A 19575-nucleotide genomic window follows, 5' to 3' on the forward strand; every position below is an offset into this window, starting at 1 on the left:
AATGAAGAACTTCAAAGGACTACTTCTTTTAGTAGTAATGGCAGCACTAGTAATGTTTACGGCTGCTTGCGGAACTAACAATGGAAACAACACTGCCAATAATGGCGGTAACTCAAACACTGGAAACAACGGCGGTAACACTGAAGGTGAAGAAACTACCGAAGAAACTGCTTCACTTGAAGGAAGCGTAGTAATCGATGGTTCTGGTACAGTTTATCCGTTCATGTCTCAAATGGCTGAGAACTATATGGGTGAAAATGGAGACGTTTCTGTAGAAGTAAGCCGTGCAGGTACTTCTGCCGGATTTAAGAAATTCCTTGTTGAAGAAGGCGGCACAGACTTCAATGATGCATCTCGTGAAATTAAAGACGAAGAGTTAACTACTGCGGATGATCTAGGAATCGAAGTTCTTGAGATGCAAGTTGCACTTGATGGTTTGACGTTTGTAATCAACCCTGAAAATGACTGGGCAACTGAAATGACTCAAGAAGAAGTAGTGAATATCTTCCTTGCTGAAGGTGGAGTAACAAAATGGTCCGATATCAACCCAGAATGGCCGGATGAAGAAATCAAGCCTATGGGTCCAAACGAAAACCATGGTACGAACGAATTCATGTTTGAAACAATCATGGAAGAAAAAGATTTTGTTGACGGTGTAAACCTGCAGCAAGAATACTCAACTCTTGTTGACCTTGTATCTAAAGACAAAAACGCAATCGCGTTTTTCGGATATGGTTACTATGACAACAACAAAGATAAAATCAGTGCTGTAAATGTTGACTTCGGCGATGGTCCTGTAGAGCCTAGCCTTGACACAATCGGATTAAGCGAAGATTTTGCATATAATCCATTTACACGTCCAGTATTTACTTACCTGAATGTGAATATGGCTAAAGAAAAGCCACAAGTTCTTGACTATGCAAAATACACAATGAACAATGCTCAAGACGTAGCTACTGCTACAGGTTTTGCTCCTCTAGCAGATGAAACTATCGAAGAAAACCTAGCTAAATTAGAAGAAATTCAATAATAATTTTAGTCGAACTGCACGCTGAGAAGATGAGAAGATAATTCCTTCTCATCTTCTTGTGTGTTAGTAAAATAAGAGTAATTTTCTTCCTCAAGGGATGAAGGATGAAAGGGGTTATCAACCATGAAGGATTCTGGAACGAATGGCCAATTGAATGTTCGTGAAATGATCGACGAAAAGAAAAATACACTGAACATCAATTCTGTCATGGAAAAGTTCATTCCGAAATTCTTATTTGCCATTGCGGCGATATCGATTTTTACGACAATTGGAATTGTTTTTACCTTATTAGCAGAGACGGTTAACTTTTTTAGGAATGTTCCCTTCTTGGACTTTTTCACAGGGACAGAATTGAATCCAATCGGAAGAGAACCGCAGTTTGGGGTACTGCCGTTGCTCACTGGTACGATTATTTCTTCTGTGATTGCTATGTTTGTTGCGATTCCGGTGGGATTAATGTCTGCTGTCTATTTGAGTGAATATGCTACAGATAGAGTTAGAAAAACACTGAAACCAATTTTAGAAATCCTTGCGGGAATTCCAACAATCGTTTATGGATTCTTTGCATTTACATTTGTGACTCCTCTAATAAGATCATTTATTCCTGCGGTAGAACCTACGAATATCCTCAGTCCAGGAATAGTAATGGGAATTATGATCATCCCAATGGTGGCATCTCTTTCTGAGGATGCAATGAGTTCTGTACCCAACTCAATGAGAGAAGGAGCACTCGCACTTGGTGCAACAAAACTCGAAGTAACCTGGAAAGTGGTTATTCCTGCTGCTATTTCTGGAATAATATCTTCCTTTGTACTTGGTATATCCCGTGCGATTGGAGAAACGATGATTGTTACGATTGCTTCTGGAAGCAATAAAAACTTCACGTTTGATATTACCCAATCCATGCAGACTATGACTGCTTATATAGTAGAGGTAACCGGCGGAGAAGCAGCAGCCGGAACAACGATTTACTACAGCTTATACGCTGTAGCAATGACTTTGTTCGTGTTCACTTTGATCATGAACTTGATTGCACAATATATTTCTCGTAGATTCAGGGAGGAATATTAATTATGAAGTATGTAAACGCAGAACAAGTACAAAAGCAAATGGGCTTGCGCTTATTTAAGAATAAGCTGGCTAAGACTGTATTTTTACTATCCATTCTTTTCGGATTGGTTGTATTGGTGACTTTGATTTACCGTGTTGCATCTGACAGTGTCGGATGGATCGACTTTGGTTTTCTTTCAGGAAAGCTCTCAGTGAATCCTGACAAGGCAGGAATTCTAGGTGCCATCCTCGGAACGGTCTGGCTGATGCTTGTCGTTGCGCCAGTGACGATGTTCCTCGGTGTCGGTACGGCAATTTACCTTGAAGAATATGCAAAAGAAGGCAAGCTGAAGAGTATTATCCAAACAAATATCAGTAATCTCGCTGGTGTACCATCTGTAGTATTTGGTATTCTTGGTCTGACAGTATTTGTCAGGATGGCTGACTTAGGTAACATCGTCCTTGCCGGAGGTTTGACAATGTCCCTGCTCGTTCTTCCAATAGTAGTTGTGGCGAGCCAGGAAGCCCTGAGAGCAGTACCTCAATTCTTAAGAGAAGCATCTTATGGAATGGGAGCTACCAAGTGGCAGACTGTCAAAAATATTGTTTTGCCAACAGCTATACCGGGTATTTTAACTGGTGTAATCCTAGCTTTATCACGTGCAATTGGTGAAACAGCACCTCTTGTCGTTATCGGTATTCCTGCACTATTGATCCCACTGCCAGAAGGCGTTTTTGACAAATTTACGGTAATGCCAATGCAAATTTATTATTGGACAGTTGACTCTGCTTTGACTGATGAATATGCCTATTTAGCAGCGGCTACGATTGTTGTGTTATTGATTGTACTGTTCGCCATGAACTCGATCGCAATCATTATCAGGAACAAGTTTCAAAAGAGATTCTAATTTTTGGAGGTTTTTTCAATGGCAGTACTATCTGGTCACGAGAAGAAGAGTAAAATCACTTTAAAAGAAGATACAACGGGCAGCCAAAAGAAAAGCATTGTTTATGAAACAAAAGACCTTAATCTTTGGTACGGAGAAGACAAAGCCCTGAAAAATATTAACCTTGCGATAAACCAAAATGAAGTTACAGCTATTATCGGACCCTCCGGGTGCGGTAAGTCCACTTTCATTAAAACCTTAAACAGAATGGTTGAATTGATTCCGGTTGTGAAAATTTCCGGCGATATCAATTACAGAGGAAAAAGTATTCTTGATAAGTCCTTTACTGTTGAAGACTTGAGAACAAGGGTAGGGATGGTATTCCAGAAACCAAACCCTTTCCCTAAATCAATCTACGACAATGTTGCGTATGGCCCACGAATCCACGGCATCAAAAATAAAAAGGTACTTGATGAAATCGTGGAAAAAAGTCTTCGAGGCGCAGCTATCTGGGATGAAGTCAAAGACCGTTTGAAGGAAAATGCTTATGGCCTTTCAGGCGGACAGCAGCAGCGTCTTTGCATTGCCCGCTGTTTAGCAATCGAACCTGATGTCATTTTAATGGACGAACCGACATCAGCGCTTGACCCGATTTCTACTCTTAAAGTGGAAGAACTTGTTCAAGATTTGAAAAAAGACTATAGCATTATCATCGTTACGCACAATATGCAGCAGGCTGCACGTATTTCAGATAAGACTGCCTTCTTCTTGAATGGAGAGGTCATTGAATTCGATAAAACTGATACTATATTCTCTACTCCAAGCGATAAGAGAACAGAGGATTATATTTCAGGCAGATTCGGTTGATTATGTGATATCCTTAGTTCATCAGCTAAGGATATTTTCCTATGGAAGATTACTAAGAAACTTAACAAATCTATAGAGCCGGTTAAAGCAAGAATCATTCATGGATAACTATAATTGGAGGGGTATGTATGGCCAGAGGACAGTTTGATGAAAGTTTGCAGGATCTGCAGGCAAAATTAATGGAGCTGGGAAGATTAGCAAACACCGCTCTTGATGCTAGCGTTAAAGCTCTTGAAGAACAGGATATTGAAAAAGCATTGGAAATCATAGAAGACGATACACATGCAGATCTGCTTGAAGAAGAAATCAATGATATTGCCATTCTGCTTATCGCGAAACAGCAGCCTGTGGCAACGGACCTGCGAAGAATTATTGTTACAATTAAAGTGGCATCCGACATCGAAAGGATTGCGGATTTTGCAGTTAATATTGCTAAATCAACAATCAGGATCGGTAAGGAACCGCTGATTAAGCCAATTAAGAATATTAAACAAATGTACACACTCACATCAAACATGATTAACCTGACTCTTGAATCGTTAGTTGAAGAAGATGTGGTGAAGGCTAAGAAGATTGCTGATCTTGATGATGAAATTGATGACCTGTATGGGGAGACAATCAGGGAATTGCTTACTCTTAATAAACAGAAGCCTGAGTTCACCGATCAGATCACACAGTTGTCATTCATCTGCCGCTACCTTGAACGGTCAGCAGATCACGCTACTAATGTAGCGGAAGGAGTATTCTATCTAGTCAAAGGAAGACGTTTCGATTTGAATTCCTAAGCAAAGTAAAAAGGCAGCCCAATGCGGCTGCCTTTTTACTTTGTTAATAAAGTTGATATTTCCTCGAGCGTCATTTCTGAATGAAGCTGATAATCACCAATCTGGATTCTATCGGCCCGTCCGCTTTTCACCAGGTAGCTGTTAAAGTCACTTGCATTCTTTATAATTCCCTTGCTTTCAAGCTCGGTGCTGATTTCGATGGGGGTCATCCCAGTTGAAACGGTTAGTGTGATTTCACTTCTTTCTTCTGTTACGGTGTCTGTTTCCTGTTCTGCTTCTTCCTTATTCTCCGTAAGGGTTTTTACCTTGTCCTCGAGGTTTCCTATTTCTTCACGTTGATTCTCTGCTTCTTCCTCAGTCAAAATAACATATCCTTGTTCTTCAAGTGTATCCATGGACTCAGCTTGGTCCTTGTTAGTATAAGAGAAGATGATGAGGAGAATTGCAGAAAGCAAAAGACCTGCTGCGAATGCCCTTGTGTTTTGTTTATTCATGGTGACTCCTTTCAGACACTGCGATCCCGGATGATTTCCTGCACATCCATCACTGGCAGTGCCGATTGCTTGGCGATTTGCTCAAGATTCATTCCTTGAGCATGAAGTGCCAGAACCTGATTCTTCACAATCTCGTGAACCTTCTTCTTCGGACGTTGAGATGGTGGTGTCTGAAAGACCGGACCTTCATCCATTAATAACTCTTCTTCAAGGATCTTCAGCCTCTTTTTCATCGTGTAGTTTTCCTGAAGGAAGTTCATGGAAAGCTCTTCCATATCTTTTTCCATTGTTGTATATCGGTCTTTTTGAAAGAATGAAACTATAAATAGCAGGGTTGAAAGGGACAGAAGGCTGATAATAATAATAGTCATAAAAGTTCACCTCGTATGTGTTAGCTACCTATTATTTATAGCACAGTTTATCGTATTTCTCTATAGATTCAATAGACTTAATCTTCAATTTACACAGGCTGTTACCGGATGAAGGCGTGATTGAAAATAGTATGTGGTACTCGCTTGTATTCTCTGATTTATTTTAAAATAAGGCTCTTTTCTAAGAGGTACCTCTTTTAATGCTGATTACCCTCCATCTATCCTCTTAAATCGGATGATTGGGGCGGAAGAAGAACGCCCCCTCCCGGACCTCAAGTTCCATTACCTGCGCGTTCACTAGAAACGATAAAAATGATTACTCTCTCGTATTCTGCATGGGATAATGCATTGCTAAAATCGGAATCCTTTTATGAGAATCTCCGTTATTTATAGAAGAAACTTGTCGTTTTCCGTTAGCGGGCTGGAAAATATAGCACTATTTCAGGTGAAAATGAATTTTTTTTACGCTTCTTTCATTGTCTTAATGCATGCAGGCAAAATGCGACAAAATGCGTTTATTGTAGGTTTTTGCCCTTGGTGATAGGATTAAATGGACGAATAAATATTTTGATAATTGCATATATCCAAAAATTAATCTCAGAGGTGAAAAGGATGCTGGAGCAAATTATTGAATACCGCAATCAGGGCTTGTCTTTCAGGAAGATTGCAAAGGAAATGGATACAACAGTCGGAAAAGTGCAGTATCAATGGGTGAAATATCAAAAGGCGCTTGAGGAATCCCAGGCAGTTGTTGCGGCAGCCTCAGAGATTACCGGGATGCGGCCTAAACATAAACGGCAGGGAAAATATAAAGGCAGAGTTTTTAATAAAAATACAAAAACAAAGATGTTGAAATCAAAAATGACGGCAGTATTTTCAGATGTCACAAGAATCCTTTGTTATTGGAATATACCGGAAACAATTATAAAGCAAGTGAAGGGATTTCACGGGTTAAAGGAAGAACAATCTCTATATTGCTTAAGAGTATTTGATATCACTTCAATCTCTTTTAACGGGCACAATCATCATAGTCATACAGATATTATTATACATCCTCACTCAACTCATTGGTTTATAAACAGTCTTCAACCCAATCGATCCTACTGTGTGGAGTATGGGATAGTAAGCCAGGCAGGACGGTTTACGGGTATAGTCCGCTCCAATGTAATTCAAACAGCGAGGACAGGCCATGGACAGGACTATCATCCACTGGAGGTGCTTCAGGATTTTGAAGCAGGTCGATCAAAAAGCCCCCAATGGGTAGAGCATGTAAGCACCTATTCGTATTATTTATAGGCTGTTTAGGTTAGATTGTTTCTGTCGGAAAATATCAAGAGCCGGGTTTCCCTGAATACTAAGAGTTTTCTCATTAAAGGCAGAGAGCTGCTCTTTTCTTTCCTGCTTATTGGGGATTTCCGGAATGGGGTATTTTTCTAAATTAATTTATATAAGCTAAAAATTTTTAAAAAAGAGCCTATTTAAAAAACTAGGAGGAAGTCATGGAGAAGCAGCCAATATCCCTTATGATTGTATCTAATACAGTTTCCCGATTCCCTGCAGATATTAAAAAAGAAAACGATTCTATCAATAAACTTTTGAATGAATGTTTAGTGCTCTCTAATTACACGGATCAAGGAAATAAAAGCATTGTATATGTAATTAATCCCCTGGTTATCGATTGGCTTTCAACAGAAGAAGCTAAGCAACTAATAGAAAAATATTTCATGACTGCATTGCAAAACCAGAGAAATCACGAAGATGACAACCTGGAAGAGCTTTACGCACTATGGGTGAAAATGAACCGGGATGTCCCTTCCGAAATTAACTTGCTGCAAGAAGAGAAGAGAATTACAGTCATTCCCTCTGCTTTAACAAACTTTCCGGTTACCCACCTCTTGACGGGATGGGGAATACGGGTAATGCTGCAGCAGTCATTATTGCTGCATGGCAAGCACTTCACAAAAGAACCAAAAGGCTTTTGGCTGCCGGACTGTGCCTATGCTCCGGGTATCGATTTATACTTGACTGAACTTGGCATAGAGTATTCGTTCATCTCTGAAACTACTTTTATTTATAGTGAAAAGGATGATAAAGATTCTTGTATGCTGAGGACGCCTCGAGGTCTTCGCCTTCTGCCTGTCAGCAGGGAAACGAAGGGTGGGCACCTGTTAATGATGGGTGGAGCTGAGGAGATGAGCAGTCAACTTGAAGAAGTCTTTGAGCAAAGGAACGAGTTCGAGGGGATAGAGGAAACACTTTTAAACGAAAAGAGCACTTTGACTAGAGCGGGTTTTGGTTATTTGGGGATGGATCAAGGCAAGGCTATTCTCCCTGATGAAGTGCTGATAGGATTGCGTGAGCTGCATGAGATGGAAAATAAACTGAAAGAATGCAGCCTTTCCGACTGCCAAAGTGACAGAATAGTCAAGCAGATGATCAGGGAGTGGGTATTCAGCCTGCATCACCTGCTTGTTGAAAATGAAGTGAATGTTTCCTATCTGCAGGCATTCAGAGAGCTGGAAGAGCTGCATAATGGAAAAATAGAGAACACCAGTCTGCTGGAGTATAGAGAGAAACTTGAGTACCTGCCTTTAACGGTAGAGAATTCACTTGGTGAGGGAGTAATGCCGATCTCCGGTCAGCGCACGGTCCTGCTTCTTTCCTGGGAGTATCCACCGAATATCATAGGCGGTTTATCCAGACATGTTCATGACTTATCTAAATCACTTGTTAAAAAAGGATGCAAAGTCATCCTTCTTACTGCAGCAACAAATGGGGCTCCTGACTATGAAGTGGACGAAGGAGTCCATGTCTACAGAACAGGCCCCCTCCATCCGATGGAAGAAGACTTCCTTCACTGGGTGTTCCAGCTTAACCTTTCCTTTATTGAGAAAGCGGGTGAAATTTTCAATAAAGAAAGGATTGATTTAATTCATGCTCATGATTGGATTGTTGGAAAGTCGGCCAGTATGTTGAAACTTCACTATGGAGTGCCTCTCCTGACAACCATTCATGCAACTGAAAATGGAAGAAATCAAGGGATCTATACTAATTTGCAGCAGCAAATCCATGAAGAAGAGATAAAGCTTATAAGCTCTTCAAACCATGTGATCATCTGCAGTGAACATATGAAAGAAGAGCTCGCCGAACTTCAGCCAAGACAGGAACTCCCCGTGTCTGTCATTCCTAACGGAGTAAACCTTCATAATGTCAATCAAGAAGAGGGTGTTCTCAAAGATTATTATAAAGAAATGAAATATTACTTTTCCTTAGGAAGAATCGTTCATGAAAAAGGGTTTGAAACTGTTATCGACACAGCGGGAATGATCAGCAAAGAAATGGGGATTCACTTTGTCATTGCTGGCAAAGGACCCCTTTTAGAGACCTATCGCAATAAAGTGAAGGAAAAGGATCTGGACGAATACGTTCATTTTCTGGGATATGTCAGTGACAAGGAAAGGAATGCCTTTCTTTTTCACAGCGAAGCCGTTATATTCCCGAGTTATTATGAGCCCTTTGGAATTGTGGCCCTGGAGGCCATGGCCGCAAAAAGGGCCGTTATCGCATCAAAGACCGGCGGACTCAAATCTCTGGTAGAACATGGGCATGCAGGGCTGCTTTTCAATCCTGGTGACGCCGAAAGCTTGAAATCATGTATCCTTGAACTGGAAGAAGAGGAAGAAAAGAAGATTAGAATGGGTGAAAGCGGATATAAGGTGGCAGAATCGATGTTCAGCTGGGAACGAATTTCTAAACAAACCCTGGAGTTGTACGAAGAATTGACACTGCATCATAAGGTGGAGGGAGCATTATCATGAAGGGTGTCATTTTGGCAGGAGGCAGGGGAACGCGTCTAAAACCTTATACGCTCTCAGTTCCAAAACCGATGGTGACAATCATGAATAAGCCCATATTGGAATACAATATTGATTTGTTAAAGGCAAACGGGATCTCCTCTATTATGATAACGACCTGCTATAAAGCAGAAAAGATTTCAGAGTACTTTGGGGATGGCCGGAAGTTAGGGGTAAACATCACCTATCTACAAGAAGAACTGCCTCTCGGAACGGCTGGTGGAGTTTTTAACTCGAGAGATTATCTTGACGAACCATTTGTCGTCCTCAGCGGCGATGCATTTACAAGTCTTTCTTTGCGCCATGCCATCCAATTTCATCAAGAAAACGCTGCAGCCTTGACTATCGTAGGGAAAGAGTTGGTATCGCCTCGGGGGTATGGGATATGTAAAACGGATCGCGAAGGAAGATTAATAGAATTCGTTGAAAAACCTCACGTCGGACAGATTGACAGTAATCTGGTCAATACTGGTATCTACATCATTGAACCAGAATTATTGAAGAAGTATCGCTTTGAAGGATACACAGACTTCAGCAAGGATGTGTTTCCAAGTTTGCTGGCGGAGAAGGAAGATATCTTCGTGTTCCGGACAGATGATTATTGGCGTGATATCGGCAATCCCGAACAATACAAACTGGCTAGAGAGGAATTTCTTACTGGCCAAATGAAATTAAGAAAAGAAAGAGTGGGCACAGGGATATTAGACGAATTTGTCACCGTGAGGGATGGATTTGAAAGCACCCTTAACTATTTGACCAGGATGATGGTGTCCTGCCCTGATCATCAAAAACAGCAGGTTATCAATAAATTGGTGGAAGAACAAAAAGATGTACCGGTCCTTAATCTTGACGGAATCTTGATCTCCCATAGTGTTGGAGGCTGGACGAGAATAGTAGATCAGCCCAGCAATGGTTTTATCATTTACTCAAAGGCAGAACGCAGGAACCTCGCTAAGGAATTTGCAGGTTATTATTTTAATAAAATCAAACAATGGCAAAAGGTGTAGAGGACGATGAAAATGAAAATGAATGTATCGCACGCAAACGTATATAAGAATCCTAAAGACATTTCCGCTAATTTTCATTATGAAATTTTCGCCTCTTCTGAAGAAAGCGGCAAAAAAGAATCACAGCAGCTTTCAAATTTCGCGAATTGGAAAGATTTCACGTGTGTGGTTCAGGAAGAAAATCACACTGAAGGAAGTGTTCTGAGGTTTTCAGTTGAGAATAAGAGAAGGATCCACCGGAGACTCAAGTTATTTTTCTTTTGGACTGGAAAACCTCAGGAGCTGAAAGACTCAGCTTTATCTCACCTGATGACCATCTTGTCCATCACTATTCCTCTGCAAAATCTTCCTTGGTGGACTACCAGGTGGATAACAGCAACGGTATGGTCCGGCGATCGCTATATCCGCTCACTGCTAGAGGGATTTCCAGCTGGAAACAAACATTAGAAACCGGAACTATTCCTTATCAGCCTCTTTTGAAAGGACCTGCTCTGACTGTGGCTTCCTTCGACCTATTGTTTTCCCCTTTACAAAAAATTCAGGGTCATGTGATAGGGGCAGAGGCAGACTCCAAGGATGATCTGCGAAATTTCCACAAACACTTGAAAAACAGACTAGCATTTCATTTGAAAAAGTGATATTATAAAAAAGTCGTATGAACAGATGAAGATAGCTAAGTTTGGAGGGAAATAACAATGCGTGTAAACATTACTTTAGCTTGCACAGAAACTGGTGAGCGTAACTATATTACTACAAAAAACAAACGTAACAATCCAGACCGTTTAGAGCTGAAAAAATATTGCCCTAAACTAAAACGTGTAACATTGCATCGTGAAACAAAGTAAGCAGCCGGGATTTTTCCTGCTGCTTTTTTTATTGCATAAGAACTATAAAAATCAACCTGCGAGGATGAGTTTAACGATGGGTTCTTCCTCGAGCTTCATCGCCAGAAGGTCAGTACCTACTGGCACGGACTTAGGCCATCGGGGTCAAATAACCCCAAGAGAATAAAAGGGAAGACCGCCTTTTTTTCTCTTGAGAACATTTCCCGTCTGGGCTGGACATGGCGCTTACGCTTTTGATGCGTCCAGCTTCAGCGCCAAGCCCCTCGGGGTCAAATAACCCCAAGAGAAATAAAAGGTAAGACCGCCTTTTTTTCTCTTAAGAACATTTGCCTGTCGGGGCTGGACATGGCGCTTACGCTTTTGATGCGTCCAGCTTCAGCGCCAAGCCCCTCGGGGTCAAATAACCCCAAGAGAATAAAAGGGAAGACCGCCTTTTTTCTCTTGAGAACATTTGCCTGTCGGGGCTGGACATGGCGCTTACGCTTTTGAGTGATAAGAGACTGCAAGGGGTGATCTCATAAATGGATAAGAAGGAACTTCGAAACAAGCAGAAAGCACTGCTTGCTGCTTTTGACAGACCTGAATACGAACACAAATCTTTTCTTATTGCCAGTGAGTTGTATAAAACGGAAGAATGGGCTGCATCTCACACAATTGCATTAACTGTATCGAATTTCCCTGAAGTGGATACGTGGCAGATTATTAGAAAAGCATGGGAAGAAGATAAAAGGGTCCTTGTGCCAAAGTGCTCGCCTAAAGACAGAAGGCTGGATTTCTATCAGTTGGATTCTTTTGCTGACTTGGAGAAGGTATACTTCGGGCTGCTGGAACCGGATCCGGATAAATGTATTTTGGCTGAAAAGGATATGATTGACCTGGTCATCGTTCCGGGATTGGCTTTTATGAGGAGCGGCTATAGATTGGGATTCGGCGGAGGCTATTATGATCGGTTTTTGGCAAACTATCAAGGCCGCACTTTGTCCCTTGCTTTTCACGAACAAGTGGTGAAGGAAGTGCCTGTTGAACATTTTGATATTCCCGTTGGCAAAATCATTACTGAGGGAGCAGTCCTGAATTGTGAATGAGACAGTCCTGTTATTGATTTTAGCCGTCAGCTTTTTGGGCTGGAAGACGAAGAACTTAAGTGTCAGCGGGGCTATTGCCGCCCTTTTTACCGGGATTACAGTCTCGTCTGCGTTTGGCTGGAGGGGGCTCGTTGTACTGGGGGGCTTCTTTGGGACGAGCAGTTTATGGTCAAAATTCAGAAGTAGTGCCAAAACAGAAATTGAGCAAAGGCTTGCCAAGACGTCTATTAGGGATTGGCAGCAGGTAATGGCTAATGGAGGAAGTGCGTTGATCTTTTCGCTTCTTTATATCATCACGGAAGATGCCATTTACATGCTGGGGGTATTTTCATCACTTGCCGCCGCCAATGCAGATACCTGGGCTTCTGAAATAGGGCCTTTGAGCAAAAGCGATCCTATATCATTCAGGAATTTAAGAAGGGTGGAGAAGGGATCCTCGGGAGCTGTTTCTTTACTGGGAACGCTCGCAAGTCTGGCTGGGTCTTTTTTGATAGCTCTCCTATCTCTCCTGCTGTTTAAGGAGATTTCCACCGAGTCAGCGTTACTAATTATGCTTGCAGGCTTCTTCGGCAGTCTGGCAGATACCATATTGGGAGCCTTTGTCCAGATAGAGTACCGATGCCGCAGGTGTGCATTGATAACAGAATCATCGGAGCATTGTGGAATCAAGACAGAAGGGATGAAAGGAATACCCCTTGTCAACAACGAATTCGTCAACTTTTCTGCCAGTTTCCTTGCAGGTGTTCTGGCAATTATGATTGCCCATTTAATTAGCTGAATCTATTTTTATTTTTCCATTAATGGATTAGGTTCTTTTCTTAAACTTTTGAGCTAATTAATATGTTTTTGAAATAATGCCATTATTTACGGGAAATATAGTTGTAAGGAAGAAAGAGAAGAGCTGTTCTCAATAAGCACTTTCGTGGCAAAAAAGCGTTCCGAAAGTAAAAATTTGCGGAAAAAGCCAAGGATAAAATGCGGAAAAGGTGCACAACATAGAACGAGGAGGCTGATTATTATGAACGGAATTATTAAGTGGGTCATCATAGCGTGTTTTGTTTCTGTGTTTTATCAGTACCGATACAAACTTGTGAATGTCCTATTGGGAAATTTCACAGTGAGGCGGATGGTGGTGAGGGCTGCAATGAGTCTTCCTTGGCTCCGCAGCAAGTTTCTCACTACAGCATTCCGCTGAATCTGCTGCAAGTATGAAAGATGTTCTTCATTATATAGTGGTTAGAATCTACTGCAGTCAGGACTGTGGTATGGATGGCCTGCTATAAATGTAGAGCATCTTTTTTATTGTCTCTTTTCGTAAACCCTGTAGCTATTTGACATGTACTCCGTAGAGTGACACCCACAATTCATGGAAAATAACCTGTAAGCAAGAGAGAAAAGAGCTCACAGTTAGTATCCGGGGGATCCGGCTGTTGAGATTTTTCCAAAAACAACCATATATATGAAGACAGCCTCTTTATTTTGGTTGCGTCCTCACTGCCGGCAGAGCATCGGGTGAGGTAGCCGGCACCAAATGCCTTTACTTTTTACCCGGTTGGTGATTAAGTAGAAGAAAGTCAAAATTATCTAAAAAGGCAGAGGAGAATTTTTGAATACGAAACTAAACTATTTGTTCTGGAGAACTATACATTACTTAATAGTAGAAAAAGGGTACCGCATCATCAATATGTCTCAGGATCAGCAGCAATTATGGCTGGAAAACTCCTCACATAAACAAGCACCGGTCATCAGGGTGGTTCGTGATGATCTTGATTGGAGCAGCAAGCTGAAGCGGGATGTCCATCTGACGGCTTTAAATGGTGAAAAGATCAGAAGGGCTCTTAAGAAAAGTAAGCTTATATTAAAAAACATTTATATTAGTGCCTATCCACCTGTAGATGATTATGAAGAATTGGTCTCGAGTGATTACATCTTGCCCCAGGCGGCCAAGACAACTGTACAGTCGGCTATAATCACTATAGACAATGTTAAAGAGGATATTAATAAAGTTACCGGGCTATTTAATGAGGAAGCTCATTGGGAAATCAAAGAAGAGCCGGAAGAGATGGAAGTACATGCCCTCAAAGAAAATGTTCTTTCTTTTGACACTAAGAAAGCAAAAGAAGAAAAGTCGCTGTTCACTATGGGCAAACCGTTTTTTACTTATGTTTTCATTGCATTGCAGCTTGCGGTGTTTTTTATTATGGAGATGGCAGGAGGCAGCCAGAATACCGAGAATCTTATCCGGTATGGAGCAAAATACAATCCGTTGATACTCGAAGGGGAATGGTGGAGATTTTTTACCCCGGTTGTCATACACATAGGGTTCCTTCACTTACTCATGAACACGTTTGCTCTCTATTTTTTAGGCATGGCGGTTGAAAGGATTTTTGGAAGCGCCAGGTTTTTGTTTATTTATATATTTGCCGGCTTTACAGGCACGCTGGCAAGTTTTGTTTTTACTAATTCCTTGTCAGCCGGGGCCAGTGGTGCGATTTTTGGTTGTTTTGGCGCTTTGTTGTACTTCGGTACAGCCTACCCGAGAATTTTTTTCCGGACGATGGGAACCAATATCCTTGTTGTCATTGGAATCAATCTCGCGCTGGGATTTACACTGCCGGGGATCGATAACGCCGGGCATATCGGCGGACTGGCAGGCGGTGCACTTTCAGCGGCTGTTGTGCATCTTCCGCGCGCGAAACGATGGGGGATACAGCTTGGTGCTGTCATCCTGGCCATAGCAGCCATTCCTGCTCTTCTTTGGTATGGGTATCAGCATGGACCGATTCTATTCGACCCTTCCATCAGCAATGCGGAAGCTCAAGAGATGCTTAATGATGGTAATATCGAGGGAGCCTCTGCTATCCTTGTGGATGTTATTGAAAAGCGGGAGGCTGACGCACACAGTTACTTCCTATACTCCATAGTAAAGATTAAAAATGAGCAGTATAACGAAGCCGAAACGTACCTTAATGAAGCTTTGGTGCATGACAGGGATTTTCCGGAAGCCCATTATAACCTGGCTGTCCTCCTTGTCGAAAGAGGTGAGGAAGAAGAAGCCAGGGACCATGCCAAAAGAGCTTATCAGCTTCAAAAGGATAACAATCAATTTAAGGAACTTCATGAAAGACTGCAATCTAAGGAGTCACCGTAACGTTCTTTTCTTAAGCTTTATTACTTAATAAGGGTTTTGAAGGTGATGCCTTTATTAAAATCCTGTTAAGCAGAAAGAAAAGCCTTAGTTTTTAGTGTAGCGTGTTCTTCTTGAGAGGTTCAGGCATTCAGAAAACATTAAAACGCACTTGAATTAATGAATTCAGTGCGTTTTTTATTGATTTATCACTATTTTGGTTTAGTAAGTTTCAGGGAAAAAAATTATAGAGTTCCGAAATCATGCATATGCGATTTAACTGCCGTAAGGATTAATAAGGGGAAATTTTCCCGTTAATCAAAGAAAATTAAACCTTTTTGGTGGTTTTCTAAGCAAATAGAGGGAATTTTTCCCTCTATTTTAGTCGTTTTTAATGCTTTTTCCTAAATAAGGGGAATTTCTCCCCTTATTTTTCGAGGCCGTTAAGCTGCTAATAAGCTAATTCATCTTTAGAAGGTTATTTACAGAAAAAAGCGTTAGCGCCCCCTTTTAAACCCACAGGAAAATGTCTCCTTATTCCCAGGGGTTATTTGACCCCGAGGGGCTAAGTCCGTTCCGGTGGGTACGGGTCCTCGGGCGCTGGAGCTGGATTCATTAAAAAGTGGAAAGGACCCGTCCAGCCGCGTACGGACTGTACCGGACCCGCATGAGATAAAGGAATCACGAAGACCGGAGTGATTCGATGATGACTTATCGCAAGAAGGGGGCGGGCAGTCTGCTAGCCGTTGGGACCTTGGAGCTGGATTCAAAAACCACAGCCTACTTTCCATCCAGTACAGTTAATACTTTAAGATCAAACCGGGAACTTTTGCTGAAGGAGTATGTGCTCGCCCTCTTGGGTTGTGAAGAGTACGAGCAGGTCGCCGATTTCAACCCGAATCAAGATCAGGGGCATCGAGCTGTCCAATGGATCCACAACCTTGCCGTTGTTTGTCTTAATACCAAGAAAGTAATTTTTATATAACCCTTCCCATAAATTCCCCACTATCTCATTCCACTGCTGTTGTTTCAATCCTTTAGGGGGAGACGCATTATATGCGGGTAACTCGATTAAGGGTATTTGCAGGTAATCCTGTCCGTTGATACTATATTCCTCCATGGCTTTTTTCCAATTGTACTGAAGCTGCTGGCTTGTCACCTTATCAAGAATTGATTTCCATTCCTTCTCGGAAACAGAGTCAGGTTTCCTGAAAGAACTTAATGGGCTGAAGTTAGAATCGATTACATAAAGTTGGTCATCGGACATTGATTGGGCACTTGTATAGTTATCCTCATTTTCATGTATCTCGGAATAGTGAAACGAGATGGCCTGCAGAAGGCTGCTTTCCTTTCCCTTGGCTGTATCCTCTTCGACGATTCTGTCCGTGTTCTGCTCCCACCCGCTCAACTTGGATCTTAACCGCCCATTGAAATAGAGAAAGCCGACATCCTGACGTAAATAGGCATCTTGATCAAGAACCGAAGTTATTTTCCAATTCACTTCATAGACGTCATTCACTTTTGTATCCTTCAATGTTAACAGTGTATTAGCAGATTCATAGTTTGCTTTTTCGTTCAATGGGAAAAAAATGATGCTTTCCCTTGCTGGAGGGTTAAGCAACATGAATACCCACCACGAAATAAATATGACTGCTGCTCCTGCTATACGCAAAGAATGTTTTCCTTTCACACTGCCACCCACTTAATGAGGTTTGTCCCTTTTATTTCTCATTGTATGTACCGGGCAAAAAATTTATGTTCAAAATGTATAGTTTCAACCGGCGATGTCTAGGATGGGAGATATGATTTATGCATGAAATTATTGTCAATAAGCATTGTTGCTATTAATAATGAATTTAGTAAGGTAACTCTATCTATAATTGACCTGAAAAATCCTGATAAGAAAGATAGAAAAGAGCTGCTCACTCAAATTAGAGTGAAAAGTCTTAGTATCCGGGAATATCCGAAAGCAGCAATATATGTGAAAACAGCCATTCTTAAAAATGGTCGGCTGATGGGTTTTGCTATTTAAAAAGAGGTGAATTTCCGTGTCAGATAATAAACAAGCTGTCTCAACTTCCCTGCAGGAGAATACAGATTATCTTAAAGAACTACTTGCTGTAGATAAAAGTTTTGATGTCATTCAGATGGATCTTTTCTATGCAGGAAGAAAGATGGCCATGTACCTTGTGGATGGTTTTGTTAAAGATGATATCATGCACTATCTAATGAAGTTACTGGCTGAACTGGATGAAGGGCAGCTGGATGGGGATACACTTCAGAAACTGATGAAGACCTATATCCCATATGTGGAAGTAGAGGAAACGGATGATTTAAATAAAGTGGCTGACATGGTTCTTGCCGGACCTACAGCTTTGGTTGTAGACGGGATAGACAAAGTTATCTTGATTGATGCCAGGACGTATCCTGTCAGAGGACCGCAGGAACCAGATATGGAAAGGGTTGTACGCGGCTCGAGAGACGGTTTTGTGGAGACACTGGTTTTCAATACTGCCTTGACTAGAAGAAGAATACGGGACCGTTCACTGAGAATGGAATATTTACAAGTCGGGAGAAGGTCCAAAACGGATATTGTAGTCTGTTATTTAGAGGATATTGCCGATCCCGATCTTGTCAAAAGAATCAAAGAATCCTTATCTAAGATAGATACTGATGGTCTGCCAATGGGAGAAAAAACACTGGAAGAATTCATATCCGGAAGGCATTGGAATCCCTATCCAATGGTACGATACACAGAAAGGCCGGATACTGCTGCTGCCCATTTATATGAAGGGCATGTTTGTATCATTGTGGATGGATCGCCCAGTGTATTAATCACACCGACTACTTTTTGGCATCACTTGCAGCATGCCGAGGAATACCGGAATAAACCTATGGTCGGAGCTTATTTGAAGTTTGTTCGCTTTATCGCGGTATGGGCATCTATATTTCTCCTGCCGCTTTATTACCTTTTTGCAGCGCAGCCCGATTTGCTGCCGCCTGCACTGGACTACGTAGGCCCGGATGATACAGGTGAAGTACCGCTTATCTTCCAGTTCCTGATAGTGGAAATCGGTATAGACATGCTGAGGATGGCCGCTATCCATACACCAACGTCGCTTGCCACAGCCCTTGGGCTTGTCGCTGCGTTGATGATTGGCCAAGTGGCAGTGGAGGTTGGCTTATTCATCAATGAGGTCATCCTGTATCTTGCGGTCGCCGCAATAGGGACATTTTCTACTCCAAGCTATGAATTGAGCCTGGCAAACAGGATTATCCGTATTGCCTTGTTGATTACGACAGCCCTTTTTGGTGTATATGGGCTGGTGATAGGAATTACGGTTTGGATTATATTTCTGTCAAGAATCAAGTCTTTTGGTGTACCTTACATGTGGCCGTTTATTCCATTTAATTTCAGGGCGATGAGAGATGTGCTGTTAAGATCGCCTATGCCATTAAAGAACAGAAGGCCGCGTTTCCTTAATCCTCAAGACCCTGACCGTTGATATGGTAAGAGGCTGGGACAAAAGTAGAAAACTAATAGATGCAAGTAGAAATCATCGAAAATAAAACCGCATGAGATCAAGGTTATATACTTGATCTCATGCGGTTCATTTTTGTTATTAGGCTCTCACCTTAAAGATGTTATTTTTTAGATTAGGTTATCCGCCAGTTCCTGATCGTAGGCGGATTGGAGCGGAAGGTGTGCGACCTCCTGCGGGACTAGCGGTCGTCTAGTTCCAGCGCCTAGCCCCTCGGGGTCAAACAACCCTCAGAGAATAAAAGGAAAGACCGCCTTTTTTTCTCTGAGGAACATTTGCCTGTCGGGGCTGACCAAGGCGCTTCCACTTTTGATGACAGGTGAGACCAAGGTTACGTACCCACTGGAACGTAACCCCGCAGGCAAATCTAGCTCCAGCGGCCAGCACCTAGCGGATTTCGGTCTCCTTCCTTGCGATAAGTCATCATCGAATCGCTTTCGCTCTTCGTGATTCCTTTATCTCATGCAGGAGCCCTACAATCCGTACGGTGCTGAACGGCCGCTTCCGCTTTTTATGAAGCCGAGGAGGCTCAGCGCCCGCCCCGCGGAGTCGTGCACCTGGAGCGGAAATCCTTTCTTTATACTCAGACACATTCTTTTGAAAAGAGCTTTTTATAAGGTTTTGTCCCTAG

19 protein-coding genes are annotated in these 19575 nt (G+C 42.0%); 16 read left to right on the forward strand and 3 right to left on the reverse strand.

Features of this window, described 5'->3' with window-relative positions; genetic code table 11:
* Position 1 precedes the first annotated feature (1 nt).
* From B9Z54_RS05880 to phoU, 5 genes are all read left to right on the forward strand, one after another.
* The gene (locus B9Z54_RS05880) at positions 2–1030 is read left to right on the forward strand and encodes a PstS family phosphate ABC transporter substrate-binding protein (protein ID WP_113927542.1); all 1029 of its coding nucleotides are present in this window, start codon (positions 2–4) and stop codon (positions 1028–1030) included.
* Between the two features lie 123 nt (positions 1031–1153).
* Entirely contained in the window at positions 1154–2101 is a 948-nt protein-coding gene (pstC, locus tag B9Z54_RS05885; RefSeq protein ID WP_113927543.1) for a phosphate ABC transporter permease subunit PstC, read from the forward strand.
* Positions 2102–2103: 2 nt separating this feature from the next.
* Positions 2104–2988: a phosphate ABC transporter permease PstA gene (pstA, locus tag B9Z54_RS05890; protein ID WP_113927544.1), complete on the forward strand. Its 885-nt coding sequence runs from the start codon at positions 2104–2106 to the stop codon at positions 2986–2988.
* An 18-nt stretch (positions 2989–3006) separates the two neighbouring features.
* The gene (gene pstB, locus B9Z54_RS05895) at positions 3007–3834 is read left to right on the forward strand and encodes a phosphate ABC transporter ATP-binding protein PstB (RefSeq protein ID WP_113927545.1); all 828 of its coding nucleotides are present in this window, start codon (positions 3007–3009) and stop codon (positions 3832–3834) included.
* Between the two features lie 128 nt (positions 3835–3962).
* A complete protein-coding gene (gene phoU / locus B9Z54_RS05900; protein ID WP_113927546.1) occupies positions 3963–4619 on the forward strand; it encodes a phosphate signaling complex protein PhoU in 657 nt (218 codons plus the stop codon).
* 35 nt (positions 4620–4654) lie between these two features.
* Here the strand turns inward: phoU and B9Z54_RS05905 are convergent, their stop codons facing one another.
* Both B9Z54_RS05905 and B9Z54_RS05910 read right to left on the reverse strand, forming a co-directional pair.
* Positions 4655–5113, reverse strand: a complete 459-nt coding sequence (locus tag B9Z54_RS05905) for an MltG/YceG/YrrL family protein (protein ID WP_113927547.1) — start codon at positions 5111–5113, stop codon at positions 4655–4657.
* Between the two features lie 11 nt (positions 5114–5124).
* A complete protein-coding gene (locus B9Z54_RS05910) occupies positions 5125–5484 on the reverse strand; it encodes a hypothetical protein (protein WP_113927548.1) in 360 nt (119 codons plus the stop codon).
* A 612-nt stretch (positions 5485–6096) separates the two neighbouring features.
* Here B9Z54_RS05910 and B9Z54_RS05915 point away from each other — a divergent pair.
* The 9 genes from B9Z54_RS05915 to B9Z54_RS05955 all read left to right on the forward strand — a co-directional run bounded on the left by B9Z54_RS05915 (position 6097) and on the right by B9Z54_RS05955 (position 15426).
* Positions 6097–6780 (forward strand): DUF4912 domain-containing protein, encoded by a 684-nt coding sequence (locus B9Z54_RS05915; protein ID WP_113927549.1) that lies wholly within the window; start codon positions 6097–6099, stop codon positions 6778–6780.
* 203 nt (positions 6781–6983) lie between these two features.
* On the forward strand, positions 6984–9302 hold the full coding sequence (locus tag B9Z54_RS05920) for a glycosyltransferase (RefSeq protein ID WP_113927550.1): 2319 nt from the start codon (positions 6984–6986) through the stop codon (positions 9300–9302).
* Positions 9299–10345 (forward strand): nucleotidyltransferase family protein, encoded by a 1047-nt coding sequence (locus B9Z54_RS05925; protein ID WP_113927551.1) that lies wholly within the window; start codon positions 9299–9301, stop codon positions 10343–10345. The genes B9Z54_RS05920 and B9Z54_RS05925 overlap by 4 nt, the downstream gene beginning before the upstream one ends.
* A gap of 6 nt (positions 10346–10351) precedes the next feature.
* Positions 10352–10792, forward strand: a complete 441-nt coding sequence (locus B9Z54_RS05930; protein WP_113927552.1) for a hypothetical protein — start codon at positions 10352–10354, stop codon at positions 10790–10792.
* 248 nt (positions 10793–11040) lie between these two features.
* Positions 11041–11190 carry a 50S ribosomal protein L33 gene (gene rpmG, locus B9Z54_RS05935; RefSeq protein WP_064091498.1) on the forward strand — a complete coding sequence of 50 codons (150 nt, stop codon included), beginning with the start codon at positions 11041–11043 and terminating at the stop codon, positions 11188–11190.
* 521 nt (positions 11191–11711) lie between these two features.
* Positions 11712–12275 (forward strand): 5-formyltetrahydrofolate cyclo-ligase, encoded by a 564-nt coding sequence (locus B9Z54_RS05945; RefSeq protein ID WP_113927553.1) that lies wholly within the window; start codon positions 11712–11714, stop codon positions 12273–12275.
* Positions 12268–13053 carry a DUF92 domain-containing protein gene (locus tag B9Z54_RS05950; RefSeq protein ID WP_240189816.1) on the forward strand — a complete coding sequence of 262 codons (786 nt, stop codon included), beginning with the start codon at positions 12268–12270 and terminating at the stop codon, positions 13051–13053. Before B9Z54_RS05945 ends, B9Z54_RS05950 begins: the two co-directional genes overlap by 8 nt.
* Before the next feature lie 240 nt (positions 13054–13293).
* On the forward strand, positions 13294–13470 hold the full coding sequence (locus B9Z54_RS25195; RefSeq protein ID WP_205207675.1) for a hypothetical protein: 177 nt from the start codon (positions 13294–13296) through the stop codon (positions 13468–13470).
* A 411-nt stretch (positions 13471–13881) separates the two neighbouring features.
* Complete coding sequence (locus B9Z54_RS05955; protein WP_205207676.1) at positions 13882–15426, forward strand: rhomboid family intramembrane serine protease; 1545 nt, start codon at positions 13882–13884, stop codon at positions 15424–15426.
* Positions 15427–16216: 790 nt separating this feature from the next.
* Here the strand turns inward: B9Z54_RS05955 and B9Z54_RS05960 are convergent.
* Positions 16217–17026 carry a hypothetical protein gene (locus B9Z54_RS05960; protein WP_162785105.1) on the reverse strand — a complete coding sequence of 270 codons (810 nt, stop codon included), beginning with the start codon at positions 17024–17026 and terminating at the stop codon, positions 16217–16219.
* 189 nt (positions 17027–17215) lie between these two features.
* Between B9Z54_RS05960 and B9Z54_RS05965 the strand changes: the two genes are divergently transcribed.
* Positions 17216–17434 carry a hypothetical protein gene (locus B9Z54_RS05965; RefSeq protein WP_113927556.1) on the forward strand — a complete coding sequence of 73 codons (219 nt, stop codon included), beginning with the start codon at positions 17216–17218 and terminating at the stop codon, positions 17432–17434.
* A 16-nt stretch (positions 17435–17450) separates the two neighbouring features.
* The gene (locus B9Z54_RS05970) at positions 17451–18908 is read left to right on the forward strand and encodes a spore germination protein (protein ID WP_113927557.1); all 1458 of its coding nucleotides are present in this window, start codon (positions 17451–17453) and stop codon (positions 18906–18908) included.
* The last annotated feature ends 667 nt before the right edge of the window (positions 18909–19575 follow it).

It is taken from the genome of Bacillus sp. P14.5 (assembly GCF_003316765.1).
In the GTDB taxonomy this organism is placed as follows: domain Bacteria; phylum Bacillota; class Bacilli; order Bacillales; family Bacillaceae_B; genus Rossellomorea.